General features: G+C 71.5%; 10 protein-coding genes. 5 read left to right on the top strand and 5 right to left on the bottom strand.

Annotated features, from left to right (window positions below):
• Positions 1 to 18 precede the first annotated feature (18 nt).
• Positions 19 to 525, top strand: a complete 507-nt coding sequence (locus tag BIU90_RS08540; protein ID WP_071299818.1) for a Dps family protein — start codon at positions 19 to 21, stop codon at positions 523 to 525.
• 16 nt (positions 526 to 541) lie between these two features.
• Complete coding sequence (locus BIU90_RS08535; protein WP_071299817.1) at positions 542 to 1,735, top strand: NAD(P)/FAD-dependent oxidoreductase; 1,194 nt, start codon at positions 542 to 544, stop codon at positions 1,733 to 1,735.
• 88 nt (positions 1,736 to 1,823) lie between these two features.
• Here BIU90_RS08535 and BIU90_RS08530 read toward each other — a convergent pair whose 3' ends face one another.
• Positions 1,824 to 2,978: an alpha/beta fold hydrolase gene (locus tag BIU90_RS08530; protein WP_175470164.1), complete on the bottom strand. Its 1,155-nt coding sequence runs from the start codon at positions 2,976 to 2,978 to the stop codon at positions 1,824 to 1,826.
• Between the two features lie 73 nt (positions 2,979 to 3,051).
• Complete coding sequence (locus BIU90_RS08525) at positions 3,052 to 3,930, bottom strand: SMP-30/gluconolactonase/LRE family protein (protein ID WP_071299815.1); 879 nt, start codon at positions 3,928 to 3,930, stop codon at positions 3,052 to 3,054.
• 192 nt (positions 3,931 to 4,122) lie between these two features.
• Between BIU90_RS08525 and BIU90_RS08520 the strand changes: the two genes are divergently transcribed.
• Entirely contained in the window at positions 4,123 to 5,835 is a 1,713-nt protein-coding gene (locus tag BIU90_RS08520; RefSeq protein ID WP_071299814.1) for an alkaline phosphatase family protein, read from the top strand.
• A 153-nt stretch (positions 5,836 to 5,988) separates the two neighbouring features.
• Here the strand turns inward: BIU90_RS08520 and BIU90_RS17870 are convergent, their stop codons facing one another.
• Positions 5,989 to 6,846, bottom strand: a complete 858-nt coding sequence (locus BIU90_RS17870; RefSeq protein WP_175470163.1) for a DUF1206 domain-containing protein — start codon at positions 6,844 to 6,846, stop codon at positions 5,989 to 5,991.
• 98 nt (positions 6,847 to 6,944) lie between these two features.
• Entirely contained in the window at positions 6,945 to 8,111 is a 1,167-nt protein-coding gene (locus tag BIU90_RS08510) for an RtcB family protein (RefSeq protein ID WP_071299813.1), read from the bottom strand.
• 460 nt (positions 8,112 to 8,571) lie between these two features.
• Between BIU90_RS08510 and BIU90_RS08505 the strand changes: the two genes are divergently transcribed.
• Positions 8,572 to 10,392 (top strand): glycoside hydrolase family 15 protein, encoded by a 1,821-nt coding sequence (locus tag BIU90_RS08505; RefSeq protein ID WP_071299963.1) that lies wholly within the window; start codon positions 8,572 to 8,574, stop codon positions 10,390 to 10,392.
• Between the two features lie 10 nt (positions 10,393 to 10,402).
• On the opposite strand, the gene BIU90_RS08500 is transcribed toward BIU90_RS08505, so the two are convergent.
• A complete protein-coding gene (locus BIU90_RS08500) occupies positions 10,403 to 11,467 on the bottom strand; it encodes a sodium:calcium antiporter (protein ID WP_071299812.1) in 1,065 nt (354 codons plus the stop codon).
• Positions 11,468 to 11,565: 98 nt separating this feature from the next.
• Here BIU90_RS08500 and BIU90_RS08495 point away from each other — a divergent pair, with 98 nt between their 5' ends.
• Positions 11,566 to 12,162 carry a DUF1992 domain-containing protein gene (locus tag BIU90_RS08495; protein WP_071299811.1) on the top strand — a complete coding sequence of 199 codons (597 nt, stop codon included), beginning with the start codon at positions 11,566 to 11,568 and terminating at the stop codon, positions 12,160 to 12,162.
• Positions 12,163 to 12,239: the final 77 nt, after the last annotated feature.

Below are 12,239 nucleotides of genomic sequence, written 5' to 3'. Positions count from 1 at the left end.
GACGCGAAAGGAGTCATCATGCACGCTTCGGACAAGATGGCCAAGAACCTCCAGGCGGTCCTCGTGGACCTCATCGACCTCCACGTCCAGGGCAAGCAGGCGCACTGGAACATCCTCGGCACGAACTTCCGCGACCTGCACCTGCAGCTCGACGAGATCGTCGACGCCGCGCGCGAGTTCGCCGACGACACCGCGGAGCGCATGCGTGCGCTCTACGCCGTGCCGGACGGCCGCTCGTCGACCGTCGCCGCGCAGAGCCACCTCGACCAGTTCCCCGAGGGCGAGATCACCACGCACGACGCGATCGACCAGATCACGCTGCGGCTGTACCAGGCGACCGGCACCATGCGCGACGTGCACGACGAGGTCGACGAGGAAGACCCGACGACCGCGGACCTGCTCCACGGCTTCATCGAGCGCCTCGAGCAGCTCGCATGGATGGTCTCCGCCGAGAACCGCGCACCGAGCACCCCGCTCGCGGCAGCGGTGTCGCCGTCGACCGCCGAGGCCTCGGCCCACGCGTAGGGCCGGCCACGACGACATGACCGACTACCGCTACCTCATCGTCGGCGGCGGGATGGTCGCCGACGCGGCCGCCCGCGGGATCCGCGAACTCGACGAGTCCGGCTCCATCGGGATCATCAGTGAGGAGACCGACCGTCCCTACGCCCGTCCGGCCCTGTCCAAGAAGCTCTGGACCGACCCGGACTTCAGCTGGGACGAGAAGGTCGACCTGCACACCGAGGAGACCGGCGCGGAGTTCGTGCTCGGGACCGTGGTGACGGCGATCGACCGCGACGGCAAGTCCGTCACGACCTCCGACGGCGGCACCTTCGGCTACGAGCGCCTGCTCATCGCCACCGGTGGTCGTCCGCGTGGGTTGCCCGACCTGCAGCCGTCCGACCGGGTGCTCAGCTACCGCAGCGCGGACGACTACCGCCGGCTACGGACCCTGGCGGACGCCGGGGCGCACGTGGTGGTGGTCGGTGGCGGGTACATCGGCACGGAGATCGCGTCGGGTGTCGTGCAGAACGGCGCACGCGTCACGTTCGTCACCCCGGACGACACCGTCGGCGGCAGCATGTTCCCCGCCGACCTCGCCGCCGCCTTCCAGCAGCGGTTCGTCGACCACGGGGTGGAGCTCCGCACCGGGCGTCGCGTCACGACGGGGACCGACACCGGCTCCGGCGTGCAGCTGACGCTCGACGACGGCTCCGTCATCGAGGCCGACGCGGTCGTCGCCGGCCTCGGCATCGAGCCCGCGACGGACCTGGCCGAGTCCGCCGGCCTGCAGGTGCGCGACGGCATCGTGGTGTCCTCGACGCTGGTGACCGACGACCCGTCGGTGTTCGCCGCCGGCGACGTCGCGGAGTACCCGGACCGGATCCTCGGCACGCGCCGCGTCGAGCACGTCGACAACGCGCAGCAGCAGGGACGACAGGCCGGGCGCAACCTGGCCGACGCGGACGAGACCTACGACCACACGCCGATGTACTACTCCGACGTGTTCGACCTGGGGTACGAGGCCGTCGGACAGGTCTCCACGGAGTTGCGCACCGTCGAGGACTGGCAGGAGCCGACCGTCACCGGCGTCGTCTACTACCTGGACGACGACGACACGGTCCGCGGCGTGCTGCTGTGGAACGTGTGGGACAGGACGGACGAGGCCCGCAAGGTGCTCGCCGAGGCGCACTCGCTGACGCCCGACATGCTGCCGGGCCGCATCACGGCCTGACCAGCGGTCACCGCGCCCTGGGCGCAACCGACGGGAGGCCCGTCACCGGTCCCGAGACCGGTGACGGGCCTCCCGTCGATTGCTCTGGTCAGCGTCGGCCGGCCGGTCCCCGTGGGTCACGGGGCTCTGTGGGCTCCACATCGGCGTGGTCGAGTTCCGGCGCGACCGCCTCGACGATCTCGTGGCGGACCGACTCCGGCACGGGCGCGTCCGCGTCGTCGGCCATCGCGAGTGCGTGGGCGGACTTGCCGGCCTCGAGCACCTCGTCGTCGCCCTTCGCCATCCCGAACAGCTCCTTGAAGCGGGCCCGGACGACCAGCCAGGCATCGCCGGGGCTGAGTCGGGACAGGTCAGTGGCGGTCGAGTCGTCCCGCACACGCTGCATCGACGCGACGCCCCGGTCCGGCAGTTCGTCGCGGACGTGCGCGACCGCGAGCCGGGCGACCGCGTCCGCCTGGGCGTGCATCACCGAGTGGGCGCCGTCGACGACCTCGCGCAGCACCGCGTACGGGAACACCCGCGCCAGTCGCCGCACCCAGTCCCGCGGGACCATCGTGTCGTGCTCGCCGCGCACGATCAGCACCCGGGCCTGGACGTGCGGGGCGCGCTGCTCGATCGGGAAGGCGACCATCTTCGGCAGCACCTTGCGGAACCAGTGCCAGCCGCACAGTGCGTAGGCGGTGACCGCGTGCCACCGCACCGCCGCGGGTTCGTGCACGGCGGAACGCACGAAGCGGACCGCGGACTCACTGATCGTCCGGGCTGCCGCATCGACGACGGGGCTGATCAGGATCACGTGCGAGTACTCGGGGTGCCGGGCGGCGAGCTCGGTCACGACCTGCGTCCCCATCGAGTGGCCCACCAGCACCGGGTCCGTCAGCCCGAGCTCGGCGATGACCGTCTCGACCGCGTCGGCGTAGCGCTCGATCGACACCGCGCCCTTGAACCGCGGCACGCCAGCGAAGCCCGGCAGGTCGAGCGCACGGACGGGGCCGAACTCCTCGAGGTTCGGCGCCAGCCGCTCGTAGTACGTCGACGCGATGCCGAGGCCGGCGACGAGCAGGAACGAGCGCTCGCCGACGTCGCCGATCGAGCTCACGCGGACGTAGGTGTTGTCGACCGTGACCCGGTCGACCTTGACCACGACGTCGGCGGTCTCCGCGTCGAGCGCGTCAGCGTGACGTGGGCGGGGCTCGTGGCGCGGGTCCTGCTCGTGCACGGGGTCTCCTTGCGGGTCGGGCACGGGGTCTCCTCGGGGGGTCGGGCGATCGCCCAGACTACCGTCCGTGTCCCCCGTCCACGGGTGGACGCGACCGTCAGCCCCGGAAGGTGTTCGCAGGGACGCCGTGCACCCGCGTCGGGACGGCGAACACCGCTCCGGCGTGGGGGTGCTGCTCGAGCTGCTCCTCGGTGGCGTTCTCGCGGGCGGTGGCGATGAACAGCGTGCTCATGTCCGCGCCGCCGAAGGCCACCGACGTCACGTTCGGCGCGGGGACGTCGACCGTCTCCAGGTGCGACCCCGATGCGTCGTACCGCTCGACCCGTCCACCGCCGTAGACCGCGGTCCAGAAGCAGCCCTCGTCGTCGCGGACCAGACCGTCGTGCGCCTGGCCGGAGACGAACGGCTCCAGTTCGCCGAGCTCCCCGTCGGGACCGTAGGACCCCCGGTAGATCGTCGAGGTGGCGGTGTCGGTGACGTACATCAGGTCGCCGACCGCCGACCACTCGATGCCGTTGGTCGTGCCGAACCCGCCACGGACGAGCCGCGTCGTCCCGTCCGGCTCGACGGAGTACAGCGCGCCGTCCGGGTCACCGGTGGTCAGGTCCATGCTGCCGACCAGGAACCGGCCGAACGGGTCGCACTTGCCCTCGTTGAAACGGATGCCGTCGTGGGCGTGCTCGACCCGTGCGATCGTCGTGCGCCCGCTGGCGTCGTCCCCGGCCGTGACGACCACGGAGTCCTCGAGCGCGAGGACGAACCCGCCGGACGCCCGGGGTTGGAACGACGCGAGCGGCGGGGGGAAGGCCGTGACGTCCAGGACCCGTCCGTCGACGTCGGCCGTCGTGAGCGTGCCGAGGGTGATGTCCGTCCAGCGGAGCACCTGCTGCTGTGGGTCCCAGACGATGCTCTCGGCGAGCACCGCCTGTTCGTCGCAGAACACGCGGACCGGACCGGTGGTGGCACTCGTCGTCATCGACCCGGTCTACCGTCCGCCCCGTCTGTGCGCGTCCAGCCGAAGGACCGTGGCGCTCCGCCGCCCGGGGTCCGATCCCGTCCGGGCTCGGCTCGGTTCGGCTCGGCTCGGCTCGGCTCGGATGGGCTCGGCTCGGATGGGCTCGGCTCGGCACCCTTGCCCCGTGTGCGAACCGTGCGGGACACTCGTGGCATGTCCGGCGACACCGAGCACTCGCGCCGTGCGTTCCTGCGGCGTGCGGGCATCGGCGCTGCGGGCGCCGCCGTCGGGGCGGGAGCGGTCGGCGCGGGCGTCGCGTACGACCAGCGCACCCAGGACGAGCGGTACGGGTTCACCCCGCTGCCCGAGCGCCGCGAGCCCGGGTTCGACCACGTCGTCGTGCTGATGTTCGAGAACCGCAGCTTCGACCACGTGTTCGGCCGGCTGTACGCGGACGCGGACCTGCGCGACGGAGTGTCGTTCGAGGGCCTGCAGCACGGCACGCACAGCAACACCGCTCCCGACGGCACGGTCGTCCCGGCGCACGTGTACGAGGGCTCGACCGACACGGTCATGAGCCAGCCCGACCCGGACCCGGGAGAGTTCCTGCCGCACGTCAACACCCAGTGGTACGGCGTCGTCGACCCGCCGGAGAACGCCCGACCCGACCAGCACGGGTACGCGGCGCCGTACAACGCGCCGGCCTCGACCGACGCACCGACCATGTCCGGCTTCGTGCACGACTACGTCGTCAACTACCGGCTCGAACGCGGCCGCGAACCGTCGGTGGACGAGTACTCCCGGGTGATGGGCGGCTTCTCCCCCGAGATGCTGCCGGTGTTCTCGACGCTGGCACGGTCCTTCGCGGTGTACGACCACTGGCACTGCGCCGTGCCGTCGCAGACGTTCTGCAACCGGTCGTTCTTCCACGCGAGCACCTCGCACGGGTACGTGACGAACGGGATGGGCGACGGTCCGGGCAAGTGGCTCGCGGCGTCGTCGGTCCCGACGCTCTTCAACCGGCTCGAGGACGCGGGCCGCAGCTGGCGTGTGTACTACGACGCCGACCAGGTCGTCTCGCTCACCGGTTTCCTGCACGCGCCGTCCATCGAGCGCTACTGGAAGAGCAACTTCCGCAGCATGGAGCAGTTCCACGCGGACGCCGCTGCCGGCACCCTGCCCGACTACGCGTTCGTCGAGCCGCGCATGGTCTTCGACCACAACGACATGCACCCGCCGCAGAACCGCCCGAAGGTCGTCGACGACCCGGGCGAGGAGCCCTTCGACAGCGCGATGAGCGACGTGCGCGCCGCCGAGGCCCTGCTCGCCGAGGTGTACGGCGCCGTCCGCGACGGCCGTTCCACCACCGGGTCGAACGCCGTGAACACCGCGCTGGTCGTGACCTTCGACGAGCACGGGGGCATCTACGACCACGTACCACCGCCCGGCGCCGTCCCACCGTCGGGCAGCCCCGAACCCGGCGAGATGGGGTTCACCTTCGACCGACTCGGCGGCCGTGTCCCCGCGTTCGTGGTGTCGGCCTACACGGAGGCCGGGACGGTCGTGAACGAACCGATGCACCACGCCGCGGTCGTCCACACCCTGACGCAGCAGCACGGCCTCGAGCCGCTCACCCACCGTGACGCCGGCGCGACCGGGATCCAGAACGCGCTGAACCGCCGGGTCCCCCGCCAGCCGCAGCTCTGGCCGGACGTCGCGAAGCCGTTCGTGCCGAAGAACCCCGAGCACCGACGGGCCGCGCCGAGCGAGCGGGGACGGCGTCGGCCCCTCAGCGCCCCGGGCAGGGGACTGCTCGGGCTGCTGCTGGCGAAGTACGAGCCGGGCGCCCCGGTGCCCGAGACCTTCGGTGACGCCTACGACGTGCTGACGAAGCACGGCATGGGGCTCTTCGGCGACCGCGACTGACCAGCTGTGACCGCGCATGGCCGTCGCGCCTCACGCATCGCACCCCAGGACGAACGTCGCACCCCGAGGCAACGGGGCGCGATGTCCGCGGCGGGGTGCGATGCGCGGCGGAGACCCCGGCCGCGGCGGGCCGTGCGGTGTGCGGCGCGGCGGTCAGATGCGGGCGTACTTCGCGCGGAAGAAGCTGTAGACGCCGAAGGCCAGGAACCCGACGCCGATCACCACGAGCAGCACCCCACCACCGGGCATCGCCTTGACCGCCTCGAACGCACCATCGAGCCCGGTCGCCTGCTCCGGGTCGCTCGTGAACGCCGCCACGGCCACCAGCACGCCGACGATCGTCACGGCGATGCCCTTCGCCACGTAGCCCGTCACCGCGAGCACGGTCAGCGGCCGCTCCACGCTCGCCGGCGGCGTGACGAGGTGCTTCCGGTACGAGCGGCGGACCCCGATGACGACGAGCCCGATCCCGACGGCGACGGCGATCGCGGCCACGGCGAGCAGCAGGAACACCCCGCCCGGCGTGGCGAGCGCCTTGGCCGCAGCACTGCGCGTCGACCCGGACGAGCTCCTGCCCGCACCGAGTGCGAACGACGTCGACGAGTACGCGATGACGCCGTAGACGACGGCCTTGGCGACGTTCTTGCCGCGGTTCAGCCACGACCGTGCCGAGTCGGTCCGACCGCCCACGACGGCCTCGACGACGAGGCGGAGGGTCAGCGCGGCGGTGCCGACGGCGACGACCCAGAGCAGGACGACCCCGCCCGGCACCGCGGCGAGCTGCGCCAGGGCACCAGACTGGTCGGTCTCGCCGGACTGCGACCCCTGGGAACCACTGCCGCCGGCGGAGGTGCCGATGCCGAGCAGGACCGCCAGGTACCCGATGAGCAGGTGGACCACGCCGCTGCCGACGAAGCCGGCCCGCGCGGTCACCTCGAACCAGCGGCTGTCGGCAGCACGACGCACCTGTCGTCCGGTCTCGCGGGCGGTGGCTTCGGCGCTGTCGGTCACGGCAACCACTCTGCCCGAGGCGACTGCGGCTGTCCGGCGCGCGCCGACGACGGACGGGAGGCACGCCGCGGTCCCGCACCGCGCCTCCCGTCCGACGGTCAGTCGCCCTTGACGTTGACCACCTGCCGGAGCGTGTGCCGGATGGTCACCAGGTCCTCGGCGTCCGCCATCACCTGGTCGATGGGCTTGTACGCCGCCGGGATCTCGTCCAGGAACGCGTCGGTGTCGCGGTACTCGATCCCGGTCATCGCCGCCCGGAGCTCGTCGTGCGTGAACGTCCGACGCGCCGCCGACCGCGAGTACATCCGTCCGGCGCCGTGCGGCGAGGACTCGAGCGACGGCTTGTTGCCCCGTCCCTCGACGACGTACGACGCCGTGCCCATGGACCCCGGGATGAGCCCGAGCTGCCCCTCCCGCGCCTGGATCGCGCCCTTCCGCGAGACCCACACCGACTTCCCCCAGTGCGTCTCCCGCTGGGTGAAGTTGTGGTGGCAGTTGATCCGCTCCTGCTCGTCGACCGGCGTGCCGATGACCTCGGCGAGCTGCCGCACGACCCGGTCCATCATCTCCTCGCGGTTGAGCAGGGCGAAGTGCTGCGCCCACCGCAGTTCGGCGATGTACCGGTCGAACTCCGGGGTCCCCTCGACCAGGTAGGCCAGGTCGGGGTCCGGCAGGGTGATCCACCAGCGCTCCATCGCCGCCTTGGCGACCTTGATGTGGCGCTGCGCGATCTTGTTGCCGACACCCCGCGACCCGGAGTGCAGGAACAGCCAGACGCGGTCCTCCTCGTCCAGGCTCACCTCGATGAAGTGGTTGCCGGAACCCAGCGTGCCGAGCTGGTTGCGCCATCCGCCGAGAGCACCCGCAGGGTCGAACCCGGCGGCCTCGGCCATCGTCTCGAGCTCGGCGATCCGCGGCGCGGCGGTCGCCACGATCTTCCGGTTCGTCGCGCCGGCGGACAGCGGGATCGCCCGCTCGATCTGCTCGCGCAGCGGTCGCAGGTCCTCGGGCAGGTCGGACGCCGTGAACTGCGTGCGCACGGCGATCATCCCGCAGCCGATGTCGACGCCGACGGCCGCGGGCATCACGGCGCCGAGGGTCGGGATGACCGAGCCCACGGTCGCGCCGAGGCCCAGGTGCGCGTCGGGCATCAGTGCCAGGTGGGGGAACACGAAGGGCATCGCTGCGGTCGTGCGGGCCTGCTGCTCCGTGTTCTCCTCGAGCAGGCTCGCCCAGGACAGCAGCCGGCCGGTGATCTTCTGCATTGCTTCGTCTCGTCTCGTTTCGTCGTTCTGATGGTGACGGTCCGAGGCGGGACCACGCCGAGCCTCCGGTCCGTGACGGACGGTCCGCGTCGTGGACGCGAGGAGGACGGCGAGCGACGCCCCGGGCCGGGTGGGCACGGGGCGTCTGGTGACGGTCGTGCCTACGCGGGGTTCCCGGCGGACTGCTGTGCACGGCGCTGTTCGGGCAGCACCACGAGCGCATCGAGCTGGAGCTCGATCCGCTGTCCTGGGTACTGCACGGCGCGCATGCGCGGTCCTTCCGGTGTCCTGCCGCTGGCAGGTGCTGCCCGGGGCGGGCAGGAAGAGCGACACTAGCGCGACACGCCCGGGATGCACAACCCGCGTCCGGCGGGTCGGCCTGGAGGCCCGGCTCGGTCTGGATGACCGGGGTACGAACCGCAGCGGGTCGCCGTCAGTACCGGCGGGCAGCATGGACACCATGTCTGAACGCACGCGCGACACCCCCGACGCCTCCGACAACGAGGAACGGACCGACGGCTACGTCCCGCTCCGCTCGTACGGCGCGATCGGGGACGGCCGCACCGTCGCGCTCATCGCCCTGGACGGCCGGATCGACTGGCTGCCGATCCCGGCGATGGACTCACCCCCGGTGTTCGCGAGCATCGTCGACGCCGAGCACGGCGGCCACATCGCCCTGCGCCCGGCCGACGGCGGCGCGAGCGTGTCCCGCGCGTACATCCCGGGGACGAACGTGCTCGTCACGACCTGGACCACGGAGTCCGGGACGGCGACGGTGACCGACGCGATGGCAACCGGAGTCGCAGGACGCCTGCCGTGGGCCGAGATCGCCCGCTGCGTGCAGGGCGTGTCCGGCTCGGTCGAGATGGAGTGGGCGGTGGTGCCCGGCACGATGTTGAACACCGCCGAACCGAAGCGGCTCGACACCGGCAACGGCGCGGTGATCGGCATCGACGGCGTGACGATCGCCATCGTCGAGCACGGCTTCGACCCGGTCCACGACGACGGTCCACGGTTCTCGGGGCGGTTCTCCACGACCGAGGGGTCGAAGTCGATCCTGACGATCGTCGGCACCCACGACGAGCCGATCTTCATGCCCGACCCCGAGGGCACCATGGCCGCGGTCGACCGCACGATCGAGAACTGGACGAAGTGGTCCGAGGCGTTCTCGTACGACGGCCCCTGGGCCGACGCCGTCCAGCGCAGCGCCCTGGCACTGAAGCTGCTCATATACTCGCCCACCGGCGCGATCGCCGCGGCGCCGACGACCAGCCTGCCCGAGGACCGCACCGGCGGGAAGAACTGGGACTACCGGTTCGCCTGGGTCCGCGACCTGTCGTACACGGTGCACGCGCTGACCCGTTTCGGCCTGCGCGAGGAGACGCACGCCGCGGTGTCGTGGCTGATGCGCACGATCGCCGAGCACGACGAGACGATGCCGATCTTCTACCGGCTCGACGGGTCGAAGACCGACGAGGTCGACGAGGTCGACGTCCCCGGGTGGAAGGGCATCGGCCCCGTCACCGTCGGCAACCGCGCCGGTGACCAGCTCCAGCTCGGCGTGTGGGGCGACGTGTTCGAGATCCTGCGGCAGTACGTCCGCGCCGGCAACGTCCTCGACCGCAAGACGGCGTCGGTGCTGCAGAACCTGGCCGACGACGCCTGCCACCGCTGGCCCGAGGCCGACTCCGGCATGTGGGAGCTCCAGGACACGCAGCACTACGTGTCGAGCAAGATCGGCTGCTGGCAGGCGCTCGACGCCGCGGTCGAACTGCACGACGCGGGCATGATCGACGGCCCGCGCGCGAAGTGGGTCGAGAACCGCGAGCTCATCGAGCAGTGGGTGTCGGAGCACGGGTGGGACGAGGAACGCGGGCACTACGTGATGTACCCGGGATCGACGGCGCTCGACACCTCGATCCTGCTGCACGCCATGTCGGCGTTCGACCGCGGCCCCCGCATGGAGTCAACCATCCGCGCGATCGAGGACCAGCTGCAGGAGGGGCCGCTCGTCTACCGGTACACGGGGATGGCGGACGAGGAGTCACCCTTCGTCGCGTGCTCGTTCTGGCTGGCGGCCGCGATGGCCTGCGTGGGACGGGTCGACGACGCCACGGAGCTCATGGACCAGATGGTCGACCAGGCGAACGACGTCGGGCTGTTCAGCGAGATGCTCAGCGCGGTCGACGGGGAGTTCATGGGGAACATCCCGCAGGGGCTGTCCCACCTGGCGCTCATCCAGGCGGCGCTGACGATCGAAGAGGTGGCCACCGCGGAGTGACGACCGGCGGTCAGCCGAGTGTGATGGCGACCAGGCCGGCGACACCCACCAGGTAGAGCACGACGACGACGAACGAGTCGACGCCCATCCCGATGATCCGGCGCTTCGGCCGGAACACCAGGCCGACGGCGTAGACGAGCGTCAGCAGCACGGCCAACGCCGTCAGGTAGACGTCACTCGCGTTCGCCTGCGGCAGCACCGCCTTCCCCGACAGCACCGTGGCGACCAGGAACAGCACGGGCAGGAAGGCGTTGCCTCCGAAGATGTCGGAGACCGCCAGGTTGTCGTCTCCCTGCCGGACGGCCTGGAGGCCCGTGGAGATCTCCGGCAGGCTCGTCGCGAGCGCCAGGACGGTCGCACCGAAGAGCACGCCGGAGAGGCCGATCTGGCTCGATGCCGCGTCGCCCGCACGCTCCAGCACGACGCCGGCGACCAGCGTGGCCAGGGCGGAGACGCTGAAGACGACCGCGGCTCTGCGGGTGCTCATCCGCGGGCCGCTGTCCTTCGTCCGTGTCCGGTGTCCAGAAGCGTGGGGGGTGGCGTCGGGCGCGTGCCCGCTCTCATGCCATGGCAGCCCCTTGCCGGCGCGCTGGACCAGGAAGAGTCCCACCAGCCAGATCGCGGCGATGAGCACGACGTCGGGGGTGAGCCGGGCGACGACCAGGTCGGGCGGGAGCTGGCTGCCGGCGATGACGACCGCCAGCACGGCGACCACGACCAGCGCCTCGAGCACCAGCGTGAGCGAAGCCGCGCGGTACGTGATCGGGTTCACGCCCTTCCCGCGCTTGCCGAAGGCGTCGAGCACCGCGATGACCACGGTCTGGAGCGCGATCCCGCCCAGGATGTTGCCCGCTGCGACCTCGATCGACCCGGACAGTCCCGCACTCACCGTGATCGCGATCTCGGGCAGGTTCGTCGCCACGGCCAGCACGATGAGGCCGCCGAGCGCACTGCCGAGGTGCAGGCGGTCGTCGAGCACGTCGGTCGTCTTCGAGAGCTGGATGCCGGCGACCCAGATGACGGCGGCACCAGCGACGAAGATCACCACGAGCAACCAGAGCGGCAGGGAATCCATGTCCACGACCGTGGCCCGGGTCGGCCGCGAGCGTTCTCGGTCCCGCGCAGAACGGCCTGGGTGACGCCGTCGGCGGTGCGGGGCATCATGGAACGACGATGAACGACATCGACGCACGCATGGACCGCCTCCGTCGAGCAGCGCGCTACCGCTACCAGCAGCTCGTCGACAGTGAGATCGAACGCGGCTCGCTCGACCCCGACGAGGTGCGCGAGGAACGTCGGCTGCTCAAGGCCGCGGACGTCGCCGCACACGCCCGTGCCCAGATCGAGGAAGCGGAACGCCGCGGGGTGTTCGAGGGCAACCCGTACCACGGCAAGCCCCTGCCCGGGAACGACGGCCACCACGACCCGGACTGGTGGATCAAGTCGAAGATCGAGCGTGAGGACATCCGCGGCATCGCACCGCCCGCGCTGGCCCTGCGCACCGAGGACGCCGAGCTCGACGACGCCCTGGACGCACTGTCGCACGAGGGCGACGTCCGTGACGTGCTCGTCGACTTCAACGCCCGCGTGAAGGAGGCCCGGCGGCAACTGCTCGGCGGGCCGCCCGTGGTCACACCGCTGCGCGACGTCGAGGCCGAGGTCACCGCGTGGGCCGAGCGCCGGCAGGAGCGCATGGCGGCCGCAGCGCTGGCGGCGGACGTGGCGCGGGCGGCGGAGCGTCCACGCCGGTGGTGGCGCCGGCGCGGCTGAGCCGGGTCGTGCCTCCCGTCCGGTACAGGCAGCACGCGAGAACGGCCGGTCCCTTGTGGGGCCGGCCGTTCTCGTGT

It is taken from the genome of Curtobacterium sp. MCBA15_001 (assembly GCF_001864835.1).
Lineage (GTDB): Bacteria > Actinomycetota > Actinomycetes > Actinomycetales > Microbacteriaceae > Curtobacterium.
This window is presented reverse-complemented; position numbering and strand designations above follow the sequence as displayed.

What these genes read in the sequence shown, in the direction of transcription:
- BIU90_RS08540 (WP_071299818.1), top strand. Translation starts at nt 19, where the DNA reads ATGCACGCTTCGGACAAGATGGCCAAGAACCTCCAGGCGGTCCTCGTG.
- BIU90_RS08535 (WP_071299817.1), top strand. Translation starts at nt 542, where the DNA reads ATGACCGACTACCGCTACCTCATCGTCGGCGGCGGGATGGTCGCCGAC.
- BIU90_RS08525 (WP_071299815.1), bottom strand. Translation starts at nt 3,930, where the DNA reads ATGACGACGAGTGCCACCACCGGTCCGGTCCGCGTGTTCTGCGACGAA.
- BIU90_RS08520 (WP_071299814.1), top strand. Translation starts at nt 4,123, where the DNA reads ATGTCCGGCGACACCGAGCACTCGCGCCGTGCGTTCCTGCGGCGTGCG.
- BIU90_RS08510 (WP_071299813.1), bottom strand. Translation starts at nt 8,111, where the DNA reads ATGCAGAAGATCACCGGCCGGCTGCTGTCCTGGGCGAGCCTGCTCGAG.
- BIU90_RS08505 (WP_071299963.1), top strand. Translation starts at nt 8,572, where the DNA reads ATGTCTGAACGCACGCGCGACACCCCCGACGCCTCCGACAACGAGGAA.
- BIU90_RS08500 (WP_071299812.1), bottom strand. Translation starts at nt 11,467, where the DNA reads ATGGATTCCCTGCCGCTCTGGTTGCTCGTGGTGATCTTCGTCGCTGGT.
- BIU90_RS08495 (WP_071299811.1), top strand. Translation starts at nt 11,566, where the DNA reads ATGAACGACATCGACGCACGCATGGACCGCCTCCGTCGAGCAGCGCGC.